The organism is Brevundimonas sp. TSRC1-1, from assembly GCF_049898245.1.
Taxonomy (GTDB): domain Bacteria; phylum Pseudomonadota; class Alphaproteobacteria; order Caulobacterales; family Caulobacteraceae; genus Brevundimonas; species Brevundimonas mediterranea_A.
In genome coordinates this window covers 47,265-69,809 of record NZ_JAFCXI010000002.1, presented here as the reverse complement: position 1 = coordinate 69,809, position 22,545 = coordinate 47,265, and the positions used below count along the sequence as shown (strand labels likewise).

General features: G+C 68.2%; 22 protein-coding genes. 17 read left to right on the top strand and 5 right to left on the bottom strand.

Annotated features, from left to right (window positions below; all coding sequences use genetic code 11):
• Positions 1-21: 21 nt before the first annotated feature.
• From ACP7CK_RS06315 to ACP7CK_RS06285, 7 genes are all read left to right on the top strand, one after another.
• A complete protein-coding gene (locus ACP7CK_RS06315) occupies positions 22-2,079 on the top strand; it encodes a TonB-dependent receptor (RefSeq protein WP_426025470.1) in 2,058 nt (685 codons plus the stop codon).
• 70 nt (positions 2,080-2,149) lie between these two features.
• The gene (locus tag ACP7CK_RS06310) at positions 2,150-2,830 is read left to right on the top strand and encodes a PepSY-associated TM helix domain-containing protein (protein WP_292150137.1); all 681 of its coding nucleotides are present in this window, start codon (positions 2,150-2,152) and stop codon (positions 2,828-2,830) included.
• A gap of 26 nt (positions 2,831-2,856) precedes the next feature.
• Complete coding sequence (locus ACP7CK_RS06305; protein WP_008262166.1) at positions 2,857-3,366, top strand: DUF2271 domain-containing protein; 510 nt, start codon at positions 2,857-2,859, stop codon at positions 3,364-3,366.
• Between the two features lie 11 nt (positions 3,367-3,377).
• The gene (locus ACP7CK_RS06300) at positions 3,378-4,178 is read left to right on the top strand and encodes a DUF4198 domain-containing protein (RefSeq protein WP_426025469.1); all 801 of its coding nucleotides are present in this window, start codon (positions 3,378-3,380) and stop codon (positions 4,176-4,178) included.
• 9 nt (positions 4,179-4,187) lie between these two features.
• Positions 4,188-5,297 carry an FAD:protein FMN transferase gene (locus ACP7CK_RS06295; protein WP_426025468.1) on the top strand — a complete coding sequence of 370 codons (1,110 nt, stop codon included), beginning with the start codon at positions 4,188-4,190 and terminating at the stop codon, positions 5,295-5,297.
• Positions 5,294-6,655, top strand: a complete 1,362-nt coding sequence (locus ACP7CK_RS06290; RefSeq protein WP_426025467.1) for a sulfite reductase subunit alpha — start codon at positions 5,294-5,296, stop codon at positions 6,653-6,655. The genes ACP7CK_RS06295 and ACP7CK_RS06290 overlap by 4 nt, the downstream gene beginning before the upstream one ends.
• Positions 6,656-6,711: 56 nt before the next feature.
• Positions 6,712-7,518 (top strand): glycoside hydrolase family 16 protein, encoded by an 807-nt coding sequence (locus ACP7CK_RS06285; RefSeq protein ID WP_426025466.1) that lies wholly within the window; start codon positions 6,712-6,714, stop codon positions 7,516-7,518.
• On the opposite strand, the gene ACP7CK_RS06280 is transcribed toward ACP7CK_RS06285, so the two are convergent.
• Positions 7,503-8,909, bottom strand: coding sequence for a UDP-N-acetylmuramate--L-alanine ligase (locus ACP7CK_RS06280; protein ID WP_426025465.1), 1,407 nt, complete (start codon positions 8,907-8,909; stop codon positions 7,503-7,505). The genes ACP7CK_RS06285 and ACP7CK_RS06280 overlap by 16 nt on opposite strands.
• 70 nt (positions 8,910-8,979) lie before the next feature.
• On the opposite strand from ACP7CK_RS06280, the gene ACP7CK_RS06275 reads away from it, so the two are divergent.
• The 8 genes from ACP7CK_RS06275 to ACP7CK_RS06240 all read left to right on the top strand — a co-directional run bounded on the left by ACP7CK_RS06275 (position 8,980) and on the right by ACP7CK_RS06240 (position 16,518).
• Complete coding sequence (locus ACP7CK_RS06275; protein WP_426025464.1) at positions 8,980-9,816, top strand: LD-carboxypeptidase; 837 nt, start codon at positions 8,980-8,982, stop codon at positions 9,814-9,816.
• A gap of 281 nt (positions 9,817-10,097) precedes the next feature.
• Complete coding sequence (dnaG, locus tag ACP7CK_RS06270; protein ID WP_426025463.1) at positions 10,098-11,960, top strand: DNA primase; 1,863 nt, start codon at positions 10,098-10,100, stop codon at positions 11,958-11,960.
• A 45-nt stretch (positions 11,961-12,005) separates the two neighbouring features.
• Complete coding sequence (locus ACP7CK_RS06265; RefSeq protein WP_426025462.1) at positions 12,006-12,251, top strand: hypothetical protein; 246 nt, start codon at positions 12,006-12,008, stop codon at positions 12,249-12,251.
• Between the two features lie 8 nt (positions 12,252-12,259).
• Positions 12,260-12,655: a type II toxin-antitoxin system VapC family toxin gene (locus ACP7CK_RS06260; RefSeq protein ID WP_426025461.1), complete on the top strand. Its 396-nt coding sequence runs from the start codon at positions 12,260-12,262 to the stop codon at positions 12,653-12,655.
• Between the two features lie 398 nt (positions 12,656-13,053).
• Positions 13,054-15,000 carry an RNA polymerase sigma factor RpoD gene (rpoD, locus tag ACP7CK_RS06255; protein WP_008262412.1) on the top strand — a complete coding sequence of 649 codons (1,947 nt, stop codon included), beginning with the start codon at positions 13,054-13,056 and terminating at the stop codon, positions 14,998-15,000.
• On the top strand, positions 14,982-15,233 hold the full coding sequence (locus ACP7CK_RS06250) for a DUF2256 domain-containing protein (protein ID WP_426025894.1): 252 nt from the start codon (positions 14,982-14,984) through the stop codon (positions 15,231-15,233). Before rpoD ends, ACP7CK_RS06250 begins: the two co-directional genes overlap by 19 nt.
• A gap of 55 nt (positions 15,234-15,288) precedes the next feature.
• Positions 15,289-16,029 carry an extensin family protein gene (locus ACP7CK_RS06245; protein ID WP_426025460.1) on the top strand — a complete coding sequence of 247 codons (741 nt, stop codon included), beginning with the start codon at positions 15,289-15,291 and terminating at the stop codon, positions 16,027-16,029.
• 42 nt (positions 16,030-16,071) lie between these two features.
• Positions 16,072-16,518 (top strand): hypothetical protein, encoded by a 447-nt coding sequence (locus tag ACP7CK_RS06240; RefSeq protein ID WP_426025459.1) that lies wholly within the window; start codon positions 16,072-16,074, stop codon positions 16,516-16,518.
• On the opposite strand, the gene ACP7CK_RS06235 is transcribed toward ACP7CK_RS06240, so the two are convergent.
• The 4 genes from ACP7CK_RS06235 to ACP7CK_RS06220 form a co-directional block, all read right to left on the bottom strand.
• Positions 16,519-18,462: an ATP-binding protein gene (locus tag ACP7CK_RS06235; RefSeq protein ID WP_426025458.1), complete on the bottom strand. Its 1,944-nt coding sequence runs from the start codon at positions 18,460-18,462 to the stop codon at positions 16,519-16,521.
• 82 nt (positions 18,463-18,544) lie between these two features.
• Positions 18,545-18,892, bottom strand: a complete 348-nt coding sequence (locus tag ACP7CK_RS06230; protein WP_035307799.1) for a DUF1428 domain-containing protein — start codon at positions 18,890-18,892, stop codon at positions 18,545-18,547.
• An 11-nt stretch (positions 18,893-18,903) separates the two neighbouring features.
• On the bottom strand, positions 18,904-19,362 hold the full coding sequence (locus ACP7CK_RS06225) for an SRPBCC family protein (protein WP_426025457.1): 459 nt from the start codon (positions 19,360-19,362) through the stop codon (positions 18,904-18,906).
• Positions 19,363-19,375: 13 nt separating this feature from the next.
• Positions 19,376-19,819: a VOC family protein gene (locus ACP7CK_RS06220; RefSeq protein ID WP_426025456.1), complete on the bottom strand. Its 444-nt coding sequence runs from the start codon at positions 19,817-19,819 to the stop codon at positions 19,376-19,378.
• Positions 19,820-19,877: 58 nt separating this feature from the next.
• Between ACP7CK_RS06220 and ACP7CK_RS06215 the strand changes: the two genes are divergently transcribed.
• Both ACP7CK_RS06215 and ACP7CK_RS06210 read left to right on the top strand, forming a co-directional pair.
• Positions 19,878-20,585 carry a winged helix-turn-helix transcriptional regulator gene (locus tag ACP7CK_RS06215; RefSeq protein ID WP_035307803.1) on the top strand — a complete coding sequence of 236 codons (708 nt, stop codon included), beginning with the start codon at positions 19,878-19,880 and terminating at the stop codon, positions 20,583-20,585.
• A gap of 72 nt (positions 20,586-20,657) precedes the next feature.
• Positions 20,658-22,538, top strand: a complete 1,881-nt coding sequence (locus ACP7CK_RS06210) for a methyl-accepting chemotaxis protein (protein WP_426025893.1) — start codon at positions 20,658-20,660, stop codon at positions 22,536-22,538.
• Positions 22,539-22,545 lie beyond the last annotated feature (7 nt).

Sequence of the window (22,545 nt, the reverse complement as noted above, 5' to 3'; positions counted from 1 at the left end):
GGCTGGTCTATTGTGACCGGGATGTTCCAAGACACGCCCCCCGCACCGCCCGCCCAATTGTCTGAAATCACGGTGACGGCCGCCCGTCTGCCGCCCGCCGCCGCCGACGCCGCCTTTTCGGTGGTGCGGCTGGACCAGAGGGTGCTGGAGCGATCCGCCCGGCTGGACGAGGCGCTGCGGACCGTGCCGGCCGTGTCCCTGTTCCGCCGCACCTCCAGCCTGGCCGCCAATCCGACGACCCAGGGGATTTCGCTGCGGGCCATCGCGCCGTCCGGCGCGGGTCGGACCCTGGTGACGCTGGACGGGGTTCCGCTGAACGATCCGTTCGGAGGCTGGGTGATCTGGTCCCAGGTCGCGCCGGAATCGCTGGAACGGGTGGATGTGGTGCGCGGCGCGGGGGCGGGGCCCTATGGCGCCGGCGCCCTGACCGGGGTCATCGGCCTGACGGAGCGGGACAGCGGCGGGGTGCTGGACGCCTCGGTCGCCGAGCGCGGCGGGGCCAGGGTCGCGGGCTCCGGCTCGACCCAGATGGGCCTGTTCGGCGTGACCCTGTCGGGCCTGTACGAGACCAGCGACGGCTATACGCCGGTGCGCGGGCCGGCGGCGGGGGCGGCGGACAGGCCGCTGGACCTGGACAGCCGCAGCGCGGCCTTGCGGGTCGATGCGCCGCTGGACGGGCTGAACCTGGACGGGGCGAACCTGTCGCTGCGGGCTGCGACCTGGGAGGAGGATCGCGGGTCCGGCCTGCTGAACGCCCGGTCCAACGCCAGCGGCCACAGCCTGAGCGCCACGGCGGCCAAGGCGCCGCCCGCCGACGGATACGGCTGGCGGCTGCAGGCCTGGCGGATCGAGAGCAATTTCGCCAACAGTTCGGCCTCGGTGGCGGCGGACCGGTCGACCACGACGCCGGCCAATAGTCAGTACAAGACCCCCGCCACGGGCTGGGGGCTGAACGCGGCCCTGCGCCGCCGCACCGCCGACGTCGCCGGCGGGCGGCTGGAATGGGAGGTCGGCGCCGACGCCCGGTTCAACGAGGGCGCGACCAACGAATTCTTCAGCAATCCCACCGGCGCGGGCTTCGCCCGGGGACGGCGCGCGGGCGGCGAGACGTCGGTGGCCGGGGCCTATGTGGACGGGTCGTGGACCGGCGGGGACTGGTTGATCGCGGGCGGGCTGCGTTACGACCAGTGGAAGAACGAGGCGGGATTCCGCTACGAATACACCCTGGCGACCGGCGTCCCGATCCTGGACGAGACGGACGAGGACCGGTCGGGCGAGGTGTTCAGCGCGCGACTGGCGGCGCGACGCGATCTGAGCCGGCTGCTGGGCGCCGGCTACGCCTGGCGGGCGGCGGCCTATTCCGGCTTCCGGCCGGCGACGCTGAATGAACTGCACCGGCCGTTCCGGGTCGGCAACGACATCACCGAGGCCAATTCGGCGCTGGAGCCCGAGACCCTGCGCGGCATCGAGACGGGCCTGGCCTATGACCGGGACGGGATCGCTTGGGGGGCGACGGTCTTCTGGAACGAGATCGAGGACGCCATCGTCAATGTCACGATCGGCGAGGGGCCGGGGACCTTCCCCCGCGCGGGCTTCGTGCCCGCCGGCGGGGTGCTGCGCCAGCGCCAGAACGCCGGGACCATCAACGCCTGGGGCGTCGAGCTGAACGGGTCCATCCAGGCGACCGAGGCCCTGTCGCTGAACGCGGCCCTGTCCTGGACCGACGCCGAGGTGGACGGCGGGACGGCGGCGCCGCAGCTGACCGGCCTGCGTCCGGCCCAGGCGCCGGAATGGAGCGCGACGGCGGGCCTGGACTGGCGGGCGACAGACCGTCTGACCCTGGGCTTGGCGGCGCGGTATGAATCGGCGCGGTTCGACGATGACCTGAACAGCCGGACCCTGGACCCCGCCGTGACCCTGGACGCCCGGGCGGAGTGGGCGGCGCGCGAAGGCGTCATGGTCTGGGCCGCCCTGGACAACGCCTTTGATGAAGAGGTCGAGGTGTCGATGACCGGGACCGACGTCGCCGGCTACGCCCCGCCGCGCACGGTGCGGGCCGGGGTGAGATTCAGCTACTGACGCTCTCTGCGGCGAAATCGTCGCACGGACTGCTATTGAAAACGGTTCGCAACAGTGGCACAGCCACCTTGTGACCGAACGCGCCGCACACCCTCAGGCCGAGCTCCCCGCCAAGGACTCGAAGAAGCCGAAGGCGGCGCTGAACGGCGCGCGGTCCTTCTGGCTGAAACAACTGCATTCCTGGCACTGGATTTCGGCGGCGGTCAGTCTGGTCGGACTGATCCTGTTCGCGATCACCGGCGTCACCCTGAACCACGCGGCCTCGATCCCCGCCGATCCGGTGACGGTCGAACAGACGGCGGCCCTGCCGGCGCCCCTGGCGGCGCGTCTGGCCGACTTCCCCGAGGAGACGACCGATCCCGTCCCCGACGCCGTGGCGCGCTGGTCGGCGCAGACGCTGAAGGCCGAGATCGCCGGCAAGCCGACCGAAACCACGGCCGAGGAAATCTATGTGGCCCTGCCCACGCCCGGCGGCGACGGATGGGTGACCATCGACCGTTCAACGGGTGATGTGCTGCACGAGAAGACGACGCGGGGATGGATCGCCTACCTCAACGATCTGCACAAGGGGCGCAACGCCGGGGCGGTCTGGTTCTGGTTCATCGACGTCTTCGCCGTCGCCTGCCTGATCTTCGCCCTGACGGGGCTGGGGCTGATGTGGCTGCACGCCAAGGGGCGGCCCTCCACCTGGCCGCTGGCGGCCCTGGGGCTGCTCGTGCCCGTCGTCATCGCCCTGATCTTCATTCATTGAGCTGAACTTCGCTGAGAGTGTCCCGGATGCGCCTTCTCCCCATCGTCGTCACCACCGTCGGCCTGGCCGCCGCCGCGCCCGCCCTGGCTGCGGACCTGTCGGTCACGGTCGATGTGCCGCGGCTGAACACCGCCTCCTATCATCGGCCCTATGTGGCGGTGTGGATCGAGCGGCCGGATCAGACAGCGGTCCAGACCCTGGCGGTCTGGTACCAGCAGACCCGCAACAACGAGGGCGACGGCAAGGACTGGCTGAAGGATCTGCGCACCTGGTGGCGCAAGGGCGGCCGGGCCATGAGCCTGCCGGCCGACGGCGTCTCGGGCGCCACCCGCGCGCCGGGTCGCCAGACCATCACCGTGCCCGCCGCCCGCCTGCGCGGCCTGCAGCCGGGCCAGTACACCGTCGTTGTCGAGGCGGCCCGCGAACTGGGCGGCCGCGAGGTCGTGCGCGTGCCCTTCCGTTGGGGCGGCGCCAATACCGCCAATGCTTCCGGCTCCACCGAACTGGGCGCCGTGCGCGTCACCGTCTCTCGCTGAGGAACAGACCCATGAAAAAGACGATCACGCTTCTGGCCTTCGCCGCCGCCCTGGCGGCCCCGATGGCCGCCCAGGCCCACCGCGCCTGGATGGCGCCGACCTCGACCAGCCTGTCGGGCAATGACGCCTGGGTCGGATTCGACGCCGGCATGTCGAACGGGGTCTTCATCCCCGACCACGCCGCCATGCGGATGGGCGGTCTGGTGGTGACGGCGCCGGACGGTTCGGCCGTTCAGCCCGAACACCTGATGCAGGGCCAGTACCGCACCACCTTCGACGTCCATCTGACGCAGAACGGCACCTACAAGGTCGCCAATGTCATGGGCGGCGTCATGGCCAGCTACAAGCTGGACGGCGAGCAGAAGCGCTGGCGCGGTTCGGCGGCGGAATATCCGGCCGCTCTGCCCGCAGGCGCGACCGAGGTGCAGGCGACCCGCACCGCCAGCCGGATCGAAACCTTCGTCACCCTGAACAACCCGACCGAGACCGTGTTCAAGACGACGGGCGAGGGTCTGGAACTGGTGCCGGTGACCCATCCCAACGACCTGGCCGCCGGCGAGGCCGCGACCTTCAAACTGGTCAAGGACGGCCAGCCGGCCGCCGATCTGGACGTGACCATCGCGCGTGGCGGCCTGCGCTATCGCGACAATCCCGAGGAGATGACGGTCAAGACCGGCGCCGACGGCGCCTTCACCGTCACCTGGCCGGAAGCCGGCCTGTACTGGCTGAACGCCTCGGTCCGCGCGCCGGCCCAGGGCGAGGCGCTGGGCTCGAACGCCAGCTATGTGGCGGTGATGGAAGTCCTGCCCTAAGCCACGGGCATGTCCGACACTCCCTTCTCGCGCGGATCCCGCGCCGCCCCGCCCACGGTCACGCTCGGCGACCCGGTTCCGCTTGCGGATCGGGCCGACAACCGGGTGCTGATACCGCCGATGGACGGGGTTCCGCCCCGTCCGCCCGGCGACCGCATCCTGTCGCTGGGCGGCCCGACCATGGGAACGACCTGGAGCGCGCGGGTGATCGGCCCGCCGGGCCTGAGCGAGACGGCGGTCCAGGCGGCCGTGGAGGAAGAACTGGCGGCGGTGATCGCCGTCTTCAGCCCGTGGGAGCCGTCCAGCGAGATCAGCCGCTTCAACGCCGCGCCCGAAGGCGTGTGGGCGGTGTCCCAGCCCTTCTGGGACCTTCTGGACGCCGCCATGGACCTGGGCGACGAGACGAACGGCGCGGTCGATCCGACCCTGGGCGCCCTGGTCGACCTGTGGGGATTCGGCCCGCCCGGACCGCGTTCGCCCCTGCTGCCCGTGCCCTCGGACGAAGAGGTCGAGGCGGCGCTGAAATTGTCAGGTTGGCGAAAGCTGCGGCTGAACCGCGAGGCGCGCGCGGTCATGCAGCTGGGCGGCATGAGGCTGGACCTTTCCGGCATCGCCAAGGGGCATGCGGTGGACCGGGTCTCGGACCGGCTGACGGCCATGGGCGCGACCTCGCACCTGGTGGAGATCGGCGGCGAGTTGAAGGGGCGCGGCGTCAAGCCCGACGCCCAGCCCTGGTGGGTCGAGATCGAGCGGGTCGCAGGATCGCCGGCGCCGCGCACCGTGGCGGCCCTGTACGACATGGCCATGGCGACCAGCGGCGATTATCGCCGCGCCTTCGAACATAACGGCCGCCTGTATCCGCATACGCTTGACGGATCGACCGGGCGGCCGGTGAGCAACGCCCTGGCGTCGGTGACGGTGCTGCACGCCTCGGCCATGAAGGCCGACGCCTACGCCACGGCCCTGACGGTCATGGGGCCGTTCGAGGGGCCCGACTATGCCGAGGCGATCGGCCTGGCCGCCCATTTCGTCGAGCGGACCGAGCGTGGCCTGGTCGAACGGATGACGCCCGCCTTCGCCGCCATGATGGACGACCCCGCCCTGGAGGGGCCGGGGTGACGCACGAGCCGGCGCGTTGGCTGTGGGCCGCCGGAGCGACGGCCCTGTGGTTGGTCCTGACCGGCTTCATCGTCTGGCGCGAACGCCGGGCGAAGGCGGCGGCGCGCGCCCAATCGGACGCCATGGCCGGAGACGGCGAGAGCGTGCTGGTCGCCTTCGCCAGCCAGACGGGATTCGCCGAACAACTGGCGTGGATGACGGCCAGGGCCCTGCAGGACGGCGGTGTGGGGGCGCGGGTTTTGTCCTTCACCGATCTGGACAGCGCGACGCTGAAGGCCGCAGGCCGGGCCTTGCTGATCGTGTCCACGACGGGCGAGGGCGATCCGCCCGACGCGGCGGCGCGGTTTGTGCGCAAGACCATGGGGCAGGGGGCGGATCTGGCGGGCCTGCGCTTCGGCCTGCTGGCCCTGGGCGACCGAAGCTACGACCATTTCTGCGGCTTCGGCCATGCGGTGGACGGCTGGCTGCGGCGGTCGGGCGCCGAACCCCTGTTCGACCTGGTCGAGGTCGACAACGGCGAGGCCGGCGCCATCCGCCGCTGGCAGCACCAGTTGAACCAGATCACCGGCCGTCTCGCGGCGCCCGACTGGGCGCCGGCGGCCTTCTATCCGTGGCGGCTGGTCGAACGGACCCTGGTCAATCCGGGCAGTCCGGGCGGGCCGGCCTATCACCTCGCGTTCGAACCGGTCGGGTCTGCGCCGGACTGGGCGGCGGGCGATATCGCCGAGGTCGGCCTGCCGGAACGCGACGGGGCGACGCCTGGCGCGCGCGAATATTCCATCGCCTCCCTGCCGTCTGACGGGCGGGTCGAGTGCCTGATCCGCCTGATACTCCGCCCCGACGGGACGCCGGGCCTGGCGTCGGGCTGGCTGACGCAGGATCTGGCGGTCGGCGATGAGATCGGCATACGGCTGAGGACCAACCGCAGCTTTCACGGGCCGGCGGACGAGACGCCGATGATCCTGATCGGCAACGGCACGGGAATCGCGGGATTGCGGGCGCATCTGAAGGCGCGGAGCCCGGCCGGGGGCGGGGCCTGGCTGTTGTTCGGCGAGCGGACGCGGGCGCACGACGCCTTCTTCGACGCTGAGCTTCAACGGTGGCTGGAGTCGGGCGTGCTGCGCCGGCTGGACCGCGCCTTCTCTCGCGATGCGGGCGACGGCCGCTATGTGCAGGATCTGGTCGCCGGCGCGGCGGACGAACTGCGCGACTGGATCGGTCGCGGCGCCACCATCCATGTCTGCGGCAGTCTGGAGGGCATGGCCGCAGGCGTTCATGCGGCGCTGGAGACCGCCTTGGGCGCCGAGGCTCTGCTGGACCTGCTCGAAACCGGTCGTTACCGCCGCGACGTCTATTAGGGCTGCCGCCCGCCGGGCCTTCCTGCCATCAATAGAGCAACGAAAGGGAGGAACCGATGATTTCCATGCTGCTGGCGGCAGCGATTTCGACCCTGCCGCAAACGTCCGCCGCTCCGTCTGGATACGCCTTGACCTGGTCCGACGAATTCTCTGGCGACGGCCTGCCCGACGCCTCGAAGTGGCGATACGACACCCAGGCCAACAAGACCGGCTGGTATAACGAGGAACTGCAGTACTATTCCGCCGCGCGGCCCGAGAACGCCCGGATCGAGGACGGCGTCCTGATCATCGAGGCGCGGCGAGAGACCCTCAACCCGCCCCCGGCCGACTGGGGCGGACAGGCCTACACCTCGGCGCGGATGATCTCGACCACCGCCTGGTCACGCGGTTTCATCGAGACGCGCGCCAAGATCCCTTGCGGACGCGGCAGTTGGCCGGCCATCTGGATGTTGCCCGAAAAGGCGGTCGGCTGGCCCATCGGCGGCGAAATCGACATCATGGAGCACGTCGGCCATCGCCCCGGCGCGGTGCACGGCTCGATCCACACCGAGGCCTACAACCATGTGAAGGGCACCCAGAGCACGGCGACGCGCCAGGTCGCGGACGCCTGCGACGCCTTTCACCGCTATCAGGTGCGCTGGACGCCGGACGAGATCGTCTTCCTGATCGACGACCAGCCCTTCCACCGCTTCGCCAACGATCAGACGGGCGATGTGGAGACCTGGCCGTTCGACAAGCCGTTCCATCTGATCCTGAACGTCGCCGTGGGCGGAACCTGGGGCGGCGAGGAGGGCGTCGACGACGCCGTCTTCCCGCAGCGGATGGAGGTCGACTACGTCCGGGTCTATCAGCCGGCCGACTGATCCAGTCGGCCCAGCAGGTCGACCGCGAAGCTGGACAGGGTGTCGTCGCGGGCGCCCATGACGATGATCCGGTCGCCCGGCTGCGCGATCTCGATGATCCGGTCGCCGCAGTCGGCGCGGGTGGGCAGGGCCTCCGCCTGACGGCCGGCGGCGCGGACGCCCGAGGCGATGTCCTCCGAGCCCACGCTGCGGTCTGTGGTGCCGCCGTAATAGACCGGCTCGGGCATCAGCAGGACGTCGGTCTCGCGCATCAGGCCGGCGAAACCGTCGATGAACTCGGACTTCATCAGCTTCAGCGGGCCGAAGCCGTGGGGCTGGAACAGGATCAGCAAGCGGCCGTCGAAGGCGTGCAGGGTCTTGAGCGTGGCGGCGATCTTGTCCGGGTTATGGGCGAAGTCGTCGATGACGGTGATGTCGTTGACGGTCCCGACCACCTCCATCCGGCGACGGATGCCGGCGAAGGTCTCCAGCGCCTTGACCGCCTGGCCCGTCGGCACGTCCAGCGCCTTGACCGCACCCAGGGCCGCAAGCGCATTGGCGACATTGTGGGCGCCGGGGACGTTCAGGACGACGTCGTATTCGCTCCAGCCCTCCATCAGGCGGAACTTCATGCCCGTTGGCGTCGGCTGAAGGTCGTAGGCGGACAGGTCGGCCTTTTCCTCGCCCAGGGCGAAGGTGATCGCTTTCCCGGCCGGAAGCGTCTGGACCAGGGCGGCGGTCTCGGGATTGTCGAGGTTCAGCACCGCCGTGGCCGCGCGGCCGGTGAAGCCGCCGAACAGGTCGCGCAGCTCCTCCATCGACTTGTGATCCAGCGAGATGTTGGAGACGACGGCGACGGTGGGGTCATAGCCGGCGATGGAGCCGTCGGACTCGTCCACCTCGGCGACGAACAGGTCGGAGGCGCCGACCAGGGCGCTGGCGAACGGATGGTCGGCGTCGGCGAAATTCTTCATCACCGCCCCGTTGACGACGGTGGGGTTGCGTTCGGCCTGGCTCAGAATCCAGGCGATCATGCCGGTGATGGTGGACTTGCCGCTGGTGCCCGCCACGCCGACCGAGGTCGGGGCGGCGTTGAACAGCTGGCTGAGCAGCTGGGGCCGGGTCTTGATGACGGCGCCGACGCGGCGGGCGGCGCCGATGTCGGGCACGGTGTCTTCAATCGCGCCGGTGGCCACCACGGTCTGGGCTGAACGGGTCACGCCGGAACCGTCCTGGGGATGCAGGGTCACGCCATGGGCGCGCAGCCAGTCGAACTTCTCGGGCGTGCGGCCCTGGTCCAGCGCGCGGTCGGAACCTTCGATACGGTGGCCCTGGGCCTGGACGATCAGGGCCAGGGGCAGCATGCCCGACCCGCCGATGCCGCAGAAGAAATAGGAGGCGTCTTGGTTCATGCCCCCTTAGAACAGGGGATCGGGCCGGTCCGCCAGTGCAGGATCGCAATATTCGACGAAGAAGACGGACGTGACGAGCAACACCTTCAAGATCGGCGTCGTCTGCGCCAGTTCGCGTTTCTCCAAGGAGCGGGCCGATGCGGTCGAGGCGTGGATGGCGCAGCACCATCCGGATCGCGACGTGGCGGTGGTGTTTCACCCCGCCTGTTTCCTGAAACACGGCCATTTCGCCGGGGACGACCGGGCGCGGGCCGACGCCTTCGTCGAGTTCGCCAATGACCCGCGCATTGATGCGATCTGGTTCGCGCGGGGCGGCTATGGATCCTGCCGCATCGCCGAGTCGGTCATTCCGCGCCTGAACGCCGTGGCCCGAAAGAAGCGCTATATGGGCTATTCCGACGCCGGCAGCCTGTTGGCCGGAATGTACAGGGCCGGGTTCGAACATCTGGCCCACGGCCCGATGGCCTCGGATGCGGTGCGCCGCGACGAGGCGGCGCGGGGCGCCCTGGCCTGGCTGACGACCGGACGCACCGACTGGATCGAACCCTCGCTGGCGATCGATCCGCGACCCGCCGTCGCCTTCAACCTGACCATCCTGGACCAGCTGGTCGGCACGGCGCTGGAGCCCGATCTGTCGGGCCACGTCCTGATGCTGGAGGAGGTGTCGGAGGCCGCCTATCGGATCGACCGGATGATGTTTCACTTGACGGGGCAGGAGTCGATCCGACGTGTTGCCGGAATTCGCCTAGGACGTGTTTCCGATGTCACGCCAAACGATCCCGATTTCGGACAGACTCCGGAGGAGATTGTTCGATACTGGTGCCTGAGATCCGGCATAGAATTCCTGGGACCGGCCGATATCGGGCACGACGACGCCAACAAGGTAGCGCCCTTCGGTCGCGGCTGAGGCGAACCGCCCGAGACGCAAAAGACACAGTCTCGCCTTGATCTGCCGGCCCGCGCCTGACGCCCTCTCGACACATCCTGCGTCTGCACGTCAGATGCAGGTCCGCGAGGCGTTAGGACTTCGTTAAGCCAAGGCGTTGGGGGACGCTGCGGTTACGCCTTCTGCGATGCGGCGGTTCGTTCGGACTTCGGGGGATGCCCGGACGAACCGCCTGATCGTTCTCCGATCATCGACGTGCCCGATCATCGACGTGAAGCGCCGCAAGGCTTATGGATCGCCCGGTGCGTTTCGACGAAAGATTCATCGATGAACTGAAGGCCCGCCTTCGCCCGTCCGACGTGATCGGGCGGACGGTGAAGCTCAAGCGGCAGGGGCGGGAATATGTCGGCCTGTCGCCCTTCTCGAAGGAGAAGTCGCCGTCTTTCTTCGTCAATGACGACAAGGGCTTCTTCCACGACTTCTCGTCCGGCAAACACGGCGACATCATCTCCTTCCTGCAGGAGACCGAGCGACTCAGCTTCGTCGAGGCGGTGCAGCGGCTGGCCGGCGAGGCGGGCATGCAACTGCCGGCCGAGGACCCCAAGGAGGCCGAGCGCGAACAGAAGCGCCTGGGCCTGTCCGAGTGGATGGACCTGGCCCAGAAATGGTTCGCCGCCAATCTGCGACGCACGCCCGGCAAGGCGGCGCGGGAATATCTGGAGAAACGCGGCCTGCCCGAGGATCAGTGGGAGCGGTTCGGCCTGGGCTATGCGCCCAATGACCGCGAAGGGCTGAAACAGGCCCTGGTCCAGCGCGGGGCGCGACCGGCCGAGCTGGTCGAGGCCGGGTTGCTGATCTCGCCGGAAAGCGGGGGGCAGCCCTATGACCGGTTCCGCGACCGGCTGATGTTCCCCATTCTGGACGCGCGCGGCCGGATCGTCAGCTTCGGCGGCCGGGCCATGAACCCCGACGACCGGGCCAAATATCTGAACGGTCCCGAAAGCCCGCTGTTTCACAAGGGGGCGACGCTCTACGGCCTGCCCGAGGCGCGGCGTATCCTGGGGGCGGAGAGCCGGAACGACCAGGCCATCATCGTGGTCGAAGGCTATATGGACGTCATCGCCTGCCAGCGCGCGGGCCTGCCGGCCGTGGCGCCGATGGGCACGGCCCTGACCGAAGAACAGATGGAGCGGCTGTGGCGGGTCAGCCATGAGCCGGTGCTGTGTTTCGACGGCGATGCGGCGGGACTGCGGGCCGCCTATCGCGCCATCGAACGGTCGCTGCCGCTGCTGAAGCCGGGCCGGTCGTTCCGGTTCTCTCTGCTCAGCGGCGGTCAGGACCCCGACGACATTCTGCGCGACAAGGGGGCGCCCGCCCTGCGCCAGGCCCTGGCCGACACCCACGGCTTCGCCGAGGTGTTGTTCCGCCGCGAGCAGGACGTCGAGCCGCTGGATACGCCGGAGCGCAAGGCCGGCTTCAAGGCGCGGCTGCGGACCGCCGCCTCGGCCATTCAGGACAAGGACCTGGCGGAACAGTATCGCCGCGATCTGTTCGACCGGTTCGACGCCCTGTTTCCGCGCGCCCCCCAGCGTGCGCCCTGGACGCCGGGGCAGGGGCGGGGCCGGTTCGGGCCGCCGCCGAAACTGGGTCAGACGGTCGAGGGGGCACAGGCGATGCAGTCCCTGTTCCGCGCCGTCAGCCCGGTGGCCGCCGCCCTGGCCTATGCCGCCATCGACGATATCGAGCGGCTGGACGACCATCTGGAAGAGGTCAGCGTCCAGGGCTTCGGCGACGCCGCGCTGGAGGGGCTGGCCCAGGAACTGGTGCGACTGCGGCTGTCGGGACAGCCGTCGGACGCGGCCGTGGTGCGGCGTCGACTGCGCGATTCCGGCTTTGATCCCCTGCTGAAGGAGATCGAGAAGGCGGCGTCCAAGTCGGGCGCCTCCTTCCTGTCGTCGGATCTGACCGTGGCGGAATCGCGGGCTCACTGGCTGAAGGTGTTCGGCCTGATGACCCATCTGGCCGCCCTGTCCCGCGCCATCGAAACCGCCAAACAGGACATGGGCCAGGGCACGGGCATCGACGCCCTGGTGCGGCTGAAGGCCGAACGCGACGCCATCACCCGTTCGTTCGCGGCGCCGGACTTCTGGACCACCCTGATCTGATCCGCGCCGATTGGCGGGCTTCACGATCTGGAGTAGTCTCGCGCCATGGATGGTTCCCAGCCTGTCAGGATCACGCGCGAGGGCGATCATCAGGTCGTCCACCTGCCGAGCGGCGTCGCCGTTCCGGCGGACGCCGTGGTGCGTCAGGAGGGTGAGCGGCTGATCATCGAACGGGCGGGGCCGCGGATGGGGTCTGTCGAAAAACTGCTGGCTGTTCTGGCGACCATGGAGCCTATCGGCGAACGGCTCGCCCCCTTCGATGACCCGCCTCCAGAGCCGGTCGATCTTTGAGCGGCTATATGCTGGACACCAATGCGGTGTCGGATCTGATGTACGATCCGCTCGGCCCGGTCGGACAGCGGATGGCGATGGTCGCTACGGGCGATGTCTGTATCAGTCTGATCGTCGTTGCGGAGTTGCGGTTTGGCGTCGCCAAGTCCGGTTCTCTCCGTATCGCCGCGCAACTCGAAACCGTGCTTTCGGGTCTGTCCATCAAGGCGTGGGAAGCGCCCGCCGACTACATCTACGGCGACATCCGCGCCGACCTGCAGAGGCGAGGCCAACTCATAGGCGCCAACGATCTGCTGATCGCCGCCCACGCCCTGGCGCTGGACTGTATCCTCGTCACCGACAATGAACGTGAATTCTCGCGTGTGTCCGGACTGCGGGTTGAGAACTGGCTGCGTCCTGGTTAGGCGGCCTTGACTCTGCGGGCGCGCGACGCCATCTGGCGCAATCGGATCATGATGCCTTAGTGCGCGAGGTCGAGAAGGCGGCGGCAAAGCCCGACGCGCCATTCCTGGCCGCAAATGCGCCCCTCGCCGAGGCAAGGGTCCGATGGTCGCAGGCGTTCGACGTTCCAACCTCCTGGTTTGGATGGGTTGGCGGGCGCCTCAGCCCAGGCGCGTGATGCGCCCCGGGCGAGGATGGAGCGTTTCGTCGGCGGAAGGCCGCGCGGAACATGCTTCGCCGTGCGATCAAAGCCGGAACGACTTGGGAAGACAGAGTGGGCGCGTAACCTTACGCCTCGCCAGGCATTGTATTTTTCGCCGGGGTGGATTGATCACCCCCTCCGGCCGGAGACGAACTGACTATGAACGCACAGACCGAGACGCAGGACGCCGAGGTTACGACCGACGGCCCCCTGCTCGATCTGACTGACGCCGGCGTCAAGAAATTCATCAAACAGGCCAAGGCGCGCGGCTATGTGACGATGGAGGAGCTGAACAAGGTCCTGCCGTCCGAGGAAGTCACGCCGGACGCCATTGAAGACACCCTGGCCATGCTGTCCGAAATGGGCGTCAACGTCGTCGAGGCCGAGGAGGACGCGCAGGAGCAGCAGTCCACCGACGTCGCCGCCGCCGCCGGAACCGCCGTCGCCGAGGCGCCCGCCAAGGCCGCCTATGACCGCACCGACGACCCGGTGCGGATGTATCTGCGCGAAATGGGCTCGGTCGAACTGCTGAGCCGCGAGGGCGAAATCGCCATCGCCAAGCGGATCGAGGCCGGTCGCGACGCCATGATCTCGGGTCTGTGCGAAAGCGCCCTGACCTTTGAGGCCATCATGGTGTGGCGTGACGAGCTGGAGAACAACCGCATCCTGCTGCGCGAGGTCATCGACCTTGACGCCACCTACGGCGTGCTGAACCCCTCGTCCCTGCCCGGCGCCGTCCAGCCCGAGGCGGAAGAGGAAGAAGAGGCCGAAGAAAAGCCGGCCGCTGAAGAAAAGCCCGAGTCAGACGACGACGATGACGATGATTTCGACGACGGCGGCGGCATGTCCGTGTCGGCGCTGGAAGCCGAGCTGCGCGATGGGGTGATGGAGGTGCTGAACCTCATCGCCGCCGACTTCAGCGAGTTCCGGGGCCTGCAGGACAAGCTGGTCCAGACCCGCCTGAAGGGCGAGGTGCTGAGCGCCAAGGACTCCAAGGCCTATCAGACGCTGACGAAATCCATCTCGGATCGTCTGAAGACGATGAAGCTGAACAACAACCGTATCGAGGCCCTGGTCGAGCAGCTTTATGCGATCAACAAACGCCTGATCGGTCTGGAAGGCCGTCTGCTGCGCCTGGCCGACAGCTACGGCATTTCGCGGCCTGAGTTCCTGAAGGCCTATTTCGGCGCCGAACTGGACCCGACCTGGACCGAGCGGATCAAGGAACAGGGCGTGCGCTGGACCAAGTTCAGCGACAACGAAGCCAGCCAGATCGCCACCATCCGCGCCGACGTCGCCGCCGTGGCCCTGGAAGCCGGCCTGCCGATCGACGACTATCGCCGCATCGTCCAGACGGTGCAGAAGGGCGAGCGCGAGGCCCGTCAGGCCAAGAAGGAAATGGTCGAGGCTAACCTGCGCCTCGTGATCTCCATCGCCAAGAAATACACCAACCGCGGCCTGCAGTTCCTGGACCTGATCCAGGAGGGCAACATCGGTCTGATGAAGGCGGTCGACAAGTTCGAGTACCGCCGCGGCTACAAGTTCTCGACCTACGCCACCTGGTGGATCCGTCAGGCGATCACCCGCTCGATCGCCGACCAGGCGCGGACCATCCGCATCCCCGTGCACATGATCGAGACGATCAACAAGATCGTCCGCACCAGCCGCCAGATGCTGCACGAGATCGGCCGCGAGCCGACCCCGGAAGAACTGGCCGAGAAGCTGGCCATGCCGCTGGAGAAGGTGCGCAAGGTCCTGAAGATCGCCAAGGAGCCGATCTCGCTGGAAACCCCGATCGGGGACGAGGAAGACAGCCACCTGGGCGACTTCATCGAGGACAAGAACGCCGTCCTTCCCATCGACGCCGCCATCCAGTCGAACCTGCGCGAGACCACCACCCGCGTGCTGGCGTCGCTGACGCCGCGCGAGGAACGGGTGCTGCGGATGCGCTTCGGCATCGGCATGAACACCGACCACACGCTGGAGGAAGTCGGCCAGCAGTTCTCGGTGACGCGCGAGCGGATCCGTCAGATCGAGGCCAAGGCGCTGCGCAAGCTGAAACACCCGTCGCGGTCGCGCAAACTGCGATCCTTTCTGGACAGCTGAAGACGATCAGGGGCGGCTCCGACGGGGCCGCCCTTTTTCGTGGCGAAACGGCATGGGTCGAAAACACGTCAATCTGGGCTGCGCGCCCGACAAGGCCGACCTGCCGCAAAAAGCGCTGCGTCGCCTGCGGCCTGTCGTTCGCGTGGCGCAGGAAGTGGGCGCGGGACTGGGATCAGGTGCGGTTCTGTTCGGATCGGTGTCGCGCGGCCGGCGCATCGCCGGAACGGCGATAGGCGGCTCTCCGCCTCGTGACCGACGCGCCATCGGGAATCGGATAGGATTCGAGCGATGGCTTCCAATGTCCTGATGATGCGTGTGTCGGTCGGTCTGGCGGTCCTGCTGATCCTGAGCGGCTGCGTGCGGCGCGCGCCCGAGCCGCTGCGGCCGTCGCCCTATCCGGGACGGACGCCTGCGCCCCTGGTCGGGGGGCTGATCGACCGGCCCGTCGATGGGGGAACCCAGGGGGCGGTGGTGCGCGTGGGCGCGGACCTGGGGCGATGCCTGGCCGAACTGAGCGCCGCGCGCGTGACGTTCAGCCCCGCCCCGGATCGAACCAACAGCGCCAGTTGCGGCCTGAGACAGGGCGGGGTGCTGGGCGCCGACATGGGCACGGTGGCGCGGATGGCGCCGGGGGATGTGCAGATGACCTGCCAGACGGCCCTGGCCCTGAGCATCTGGCGGCGGCAGTCGCTGGAGCCGGCGGCGCGCCAGATTCTGGGGTCGGACGTGGTCCAGATCGACCATATGGGGGCCTACGCCTGTCGCAATGTGAACAATGGCGCGGGGTCCAGCCGGATCAGCGCCCACGCCCAGGCGGCCGCGCTGGATTTCGCCGGGGTGCGGCTGCGCGACGGGCGGCGCATCACGGTCACGAACGACTGGAACGGCGACGCGCCCGAGGCCCGTTTCCTGCGCCGCATCCGCGACGACGCCTGCCGCATCTTCGGCACGACCCTGAGCCCCGACTATAATGCGGTGCATTTCGACCATCTGCATCTGGAAGCCACCGACACGCGTTTCTGCCGTTAGGCGGCGAGCCATTCCGGCGTCCGCCCGGTCAGGGACAGACGCATGGCGCCGAGGTTGAAGGTCTTTACCTGGTCGGACGGATTTCACGCCTTCACCGTCGCCGCCAGCTCGCGCCCCAAGGCGCTGGAGGCCTGGGGGTCGAAGCAGGACCTGTTCGCCACGGGCCTGGCCAGCCAACTGAGCGGCGGCCCCGACCATGACGCCGCCCTGGCGGCGCCCGGCGAGGTGATCGAGCGCGGCCTGGCGATCGATGTCGGCAAGATCGGAAAGGCGGCCAGGCCGAAGGCTTCAGGACCGTCGAAAGCCCGGCGTGCGAAGTTCGAAAGACTGCAAGCCGAGCTGGACCGGCTGGACGCCGACCATCAGGCCGCTTCGTCGTCCCTCGACGATCAGCTTGAAGCACTGAAGGCGAAGCGGGCGGACCTGGAACAGGCCTATGGCGCGCGCCGCAAGACGCTGACCCGGAACCTCAAGGCGGCCCGGGGCTGATCAGGCGGTGGCGCGGCCGCTTTCCGTCAGATGCGCGCCCTTTTGGCCCACCGTTTCCAGGGCCGAGATCAGGGCGCGGACGTCGATGGGTTTGGCGACGACGGCGTCCATGCCATGGGCCAGGCACTCGTCGCGCTGATGCGGCATGGCGTTGGCGGTCAGGGCGATGATCGGAGTACGGGGCAGACCCTGGGCGGCCTCGCGTTCGCGGATGGCGCGGGCGGCGCCGAAACCGTCCAGGACCGGCATCTGCACGTCCATGAGGACCATGTCCCAATCGCCGCCCAGCCAGGCCTCGACCGCCTGGGCGCCGTTTTCGACGATCGTCGGCTCGATGCCGAATTGACCCAGCAGGGTTTGCAGGACCAGGCGGTTGATGGCGTTGTCCTCGGCGGCCAGAACCCGCAGACCGGCGTCGCCCTGTCTGACGTCGGAGGCGGACGGGGCGGGCGTTCCGACCGCTGGGCCGAGCCAGGGCAGGGGAAGGACGACGGTGAAACGGGACCCCTCGCCCGGCCGGCTGTCGACGTCGATCCGGCCCTGCATCAGCCGGGTCAATTCGTGCACGATCGACAGGCCCAGTCCCGTGCCGCCGAACTGGCGCGTGGTCGAGGCGTCGGCCTGGGCGAACGGATTGAAGATGCGCGCGATGACCTCGGTCGTCATGCCCACGCCTGTGTCGGCGACGGTCAGGACCAGGGTCTGGCCGTCGCGGCGCGCAGCGATGTCGATGCGGCCCTGAGCCGTGAACTTGAGGCTGTTGGAGATCAGGTTCGACAGGATCTGCCGCAGGCGGGTCGGATCCCCGCGATAGAGGCCGGAGGCGTCGCCGAGATCCAGCGCCAGGATCAGGCCCTGATCGTCGGCGGTGGACGCGTAAGTCGAGCGGAGATTGCCCAGCAGTATCCCCAGATCGAAGGCCACGCTTTCCAGCTCCATCTTGCCGGCCTCGACCTTGGACAGGTCAAGGATGTCGTTGAGGATGGTCAGCAAGGCGGCGCCGGACTCGGCGACAATGTCCAGACGTTCGCGTTGCAGGGCCGGCAGGGGATCGGCCTGCATGGCCTGGGTCATGCCGAGTATGCCGTTCATGGGCGTCCGGATTTCGTGGCTCATCACCGCGAGGAACTGGGACTTGGCGCGACTGGCCGCCTCGGCCCGTTCGGCGAGCCGCCGCATTTCCGTGACGTCCCAGTTGGCGCCGACCAGCCTGTCCGGCGCGCCGTCGACGCCACGTTCCAGGCTGCCGAATCCCTTGATGTGCCGGATCTCTCCGTCCGTCCGGCGTATGCGGAACTCGGTGTCCAGCAGAAGGCCGTTCAGGGCGGCGGCGGTGTCTCTTTGGAGCGTTTCGCGATCATCCTCCAGAACGAAACTGATAAAGAATGCCAGATCCAGGACGTCCGGCGCCGGGGTGAGGAAGAGGTCGAACATCTCCGGCGACCACGACAGGGCGTTGGTGTTCAGGTCCAGTTCCCAGATTCCGATATGGGCGGCGCGAGCGGCCAGGGTGGCCCGGTCGGCCAGCTTGAGCCGCTCGGCTTCCGCCGCCTTGCGGCCGGCGATGTCCTGAACGTGAGAGATATAGAACAGGGGCTCGCCCGCCGCGCTGCGAACCAGGGAGACGGTGCGAGCCGCCCAGGCGACGCCGCCGTCCTTGCGGATATAGCGTTTCTCGATCTCGTAGGACGGGATGCGGCCGGAGGTCAGTTGTTCGAACAGGACGAGATCGGCGTCCAGATCGTCGGGATGGGTCACGTCCCGGAAATTGACCGTCCTGAGTTCGTCGCTGCTGTACCCCAGGAAGCGACGCAGGGCGGCGTTGCCGTTCAGCCAGACGCCGTCCAGCCCGAATACGGCCGTGCCGATGGGCGAATGTTCGACCGCCTGACAGAACTGCGCTACATCGAATGTGGCGATGTCCGTCGTCTGACCGCTCAGCATGGGCAGCTTCCCCGTGGAAGACCAAGTCTGCCGCGAAGATATTGCAACGGGGTGAACGGACGGTCGCGGAGGGCGACCGACCTCAGGCTTCGAAGATCGTCTCGAAGCCGCCGACGACCATCCGCCTGCCGTCGAAGGGCATCTCCATCTCGTGGAAGCGCGGGTCCTCCATCATCTTCTTCTCGGCGGCGTCGCCGGTCGCCTTGTCCGGCCAGATGATCCAGGACAGGACCACGGTTTCGTCGGGCTCAAGCTTCACCGCCATCTTGAAGTCGGTGTGCTTGCCGTCGCGAATATCGACGCCCCAGTTCTCGACGACAGCCAGGGCGCCGAACTCCTTGAAGATGGGCGCGGCGGCCTGGGCGCACCTCAGATAGGCGTCCTTGTCCGCCGTCTTCACCGGGGTCACGAAGCCGGTCACATAGGTCATGGTCGTCCTCCTCAGCTGTTGTTTTCGGCCAGTTCGGCCAGTTGGTCGGCGACGGCGCCCCAGCCCTGTTCGAAGCCCATGGCGCGGTGGGCCTGCATCGCCTTTTCATCCCAGTGCCGGGCGACGGCGGCATAGCGTGTGCCTTCGCCCTCGGGTTCGAAGGTGTCGATCCGGACGAAGTTCATCTCGCCCGCCTGCGGAAGCCAGCCCTCGGTCAGCGCGCCGGTCGAGACCAGCCGACGGCCGGGGACCACCTCCAGGAAGACGCCGGAATAGGCGTGGCGCTCGCCCGCGGGCGACCGCATCTCCACATTGGCGCGGCCGCCGGGGCGAAGGTCCCAATCGACGACGGGCGTGGTCCAGGGCCGGGGGCAGAACCATTCGCCTGTCCGCTCGACATAGGTCTTCCACACGGCTTCGGGCGAGGCCTGGATCAGGCGGGTGACGCCGAGTTCGAAGTGGTCGGACATATCGGCCTTCCTGTCAGACGGGCGTCAGTTCATGGGCGGCGAAGGCTTCGGGGCCGGCGGCGGCGGCGGGATCCATCCACATGGTCTCCCAGATGTGGCCGTCCGGGTCCGCATAGCTGCGGCCATACATGAAGCCGTAGTCCTGAGGTTTGTTGGGGTCCGCCGTTCCGCCGGCCGCCCCGGCCTGGGCCACCACCGCATCCACCGCCTCGCGGCTGTCGCGCGACAGGCACAGCAGCATCTGGGCCGAGGCGCGGGCGTCGGGGATCGCCCGATCGGTGAAGGTGCGCCATTTGTCGTGGGTCAGCAGCATGACGTGGATCACGTCCGACAGGACCATGCAGGCTGCGGTATCGTCGCTGAACATCGGGTTCTTCGTGGCGCCGACCGCTTCATAGAAGGCGATGGACCGGTTCAGGTCGGCGACGGGCAGATTGATGAAAATCAGCTGGGTCATACGTCTCTCCTCTCCCTATGTTTGCTAACCGTGCCGCGTGAGATTAGAACAGTCAACCATGAAGTTAGAAAAAGTAACTACCAAGTTGGGTCGGCGGTATCACGACGCGTGCGGCGCCGCGCACGGGCTGGATCTGGTGGGCGAGCGTTGGGCGCTTCTGGTGGTGCGTGAACTGATGATGGGGCCGCGTCGGTTCGGTGATCTGAGAAAGGATCTCTGCGGCCTGTCGGCCAATGTGCTGACGCAGCGGCTGGAGGGACTGGAGGCGGCGGGCGTGGTGCGTCGCCGCAAGCTGCCGCCGCCGGCCTCGGTGCAGGTCTATGAGCTGACGGACTGGGGGTATGAGATCGAACCGGTCTTTTTGGTTCTGGGCCGCTGGGCCGCACGGTCGCCGGCGCATGATCCGACGCTGCCGATCAGCGCCGTCTCGATCATGCTGTCGTTCAAGACGATGTTCGACGCCGGCCGGGCCGGGAAGGCCGCCATGGCGCTCGGCTTCATCTTCGACGACGAGAGCTTCCAGGTGACGGTGTCCGAAGGTCGTCTTCAGGCGCAGCGCGGCCAGATCGCGGGCGCGGACGTGACGGTGACGACCCGGCCGCCGCTGCTCGCCGCCGCCGTCTACGGCAAGGCTCCGCTCTCGACCCTGGCGGCGGACATGACGATTGACGGAGACCAGGGGGTGTTCGAGCGGTTCATCGACTTCTTCCACCTCCCGGAAAAAGCGACGGAAAGCGTGGCCTTAGCAAGGTTTGGTAACACCTGAGCCTTAGCACAGCCTTCTCAGGTTGCTTTGGAGGCGGACGTGCTCAAGTCCTTGTCTATTTCCATCAAACTCATGATCGCCCTGGGCGCCATGATGAGCGCCTGCGGTGTGGCCACCCTGGTGGTCCTGTTCAGCCTGGTCTCCCTGCAGCGATCTGACGACGCCGAACGATCGGCCACCCAGATCAGCCGGGCCGCCGACCGGACCCTGGCCGCCGCCGTGGAACAGCAGAACGCCATGCGCTCCTATGTGGCGACGGGCGAGGCGGAATCCCTGACGAAATACGCTGAATCGAAGACGGCCTTCGGTCAGGCTGTCCAGTCTCTGAAGACAAGCGACGGCGTCGACGCCGGTCGGTTCAATGCGATGACGGCGGCGGCCGCCGCCTTCAACCAGCAGTCCCAGGCCCTGATGGACCTGGCCCGCGATCCGGCCCAGCGGCCGCAGGCGGTGTCGCAACTGACCACAACAGCCCGCCTGACCGATGTCCGCGCCGCCGTGAAGTCGATCGACGATCAGACGCAGGGCGTGCTGACCCGCAAGAACGCCGAGAAGCGCACGGCCTTCAACAGCGGCTACGCCGCCCTGGTGATCGGCGGGGTGCTGGCCCTGCTGGTGGCGGGGGCCATGACCCTGTGGCTCGTGCGGGCGCTCAGCCAGCCCATCGTGGCCATGACACGCGCCATGGATCAACTGGCCGCCGGCGACCTGAAGGTCGTCATTCCCGCCCAGGGGCGTGGCGACGAGATCGGCCGCATGGCCGCCTCGGTCGGCACCTTCCGCGACAATGCGGCCGAGAAGATCCGGCTGGAGGCCGAGACCCAGTCTCAGCGTTCCATCAACGAGGCCGAACATCGCGCCAACGAAGCCGAGAAGGCGCGCATCGCCGAAGAGGATCGTGTCGCCCTGACGGCTCTGGGCCAGGGGCTTGCGGCCATGTCCAACGGCGACCTGACCCACCGGTTCACCGCAGAGGTCGCCCCGCGCGCCGAACAGCTGAAGTCGGATTTCAACGCCGCCATCGCCCAGTTGCAGCAGGCCGTGTCGGTCGTGGTCGGCAATGTGGCCAGCATCCGCTCGGGCGCCGGCGAGATTTCGCAGGCCGCCGACGACCTGTCGCGTCGCACCGAACAACAGGCCGCCAGCCTGGAGGAAACGGCCGCCGCCCTGGACGAGATCACCGCCACGGTGAAGAAGACGGCTTCGGGCGCCCGCCAGGCCTCGGACGTGGTTCAGGCCGCCAAGGGCGATGCGGAAACCTCGGGCATTATCGTTCGCGACGCCGTCTCGGCCATGCAGGCGATCGAAGGCTCCTCCGAGCAGATCAGCCAGATCATCGGCGTCATCGACGAGATCGCCTTCCAGACCAATCTGCTGGCCCTGAACGCCGGGGTCGAGGCGGCGCGCGCAGGCGAAGCCGGTCGCGGCTTCGCCGTCGTGGCCTCCGAAGTGCGGGCCCTGGCCCAGCGTTCGGCCGACGCAGCCAAGGAGATCAAGACCCTGATCTCGACCTCGACCCACCAGGTCGGCTCGGGCGTCAGACTGGTCGGTCAGACCGGCGAGGCCCTGCAACGGATCGTGGATCGGGTGGCCGAAATCGACGCCCTGGTCACGGAAATCTCGGCCTCGGCCCAGGAGCAGGCCCTGGGTCTGGCCGAGGTCAACACGGCCGTGAACCAGATGGACCAGGTCACCCAGCAGAACGCGGCGATGGTCGAGCAATCGACCGCCGCCAGCCAGTCTCTGGCTCAGGACGCCGAGGCGCTGCAGGCGTCGGTGGCGCAATTCCAGGTCGGCGCCCCGGCGGCGCGCGCATCGACGCCGCCTCAGGCTCAGGCCTCAGCGCCAGCGCGGGCGCCCCATATGGCGGCGGCGTTGAAGACCCTTGGGCGCGGCGGCGCGGCGCCCAAGGCGCAGGCGGCGCCGTCGGCGGACGGCTGGGAAGAATTCTAGACCGGGG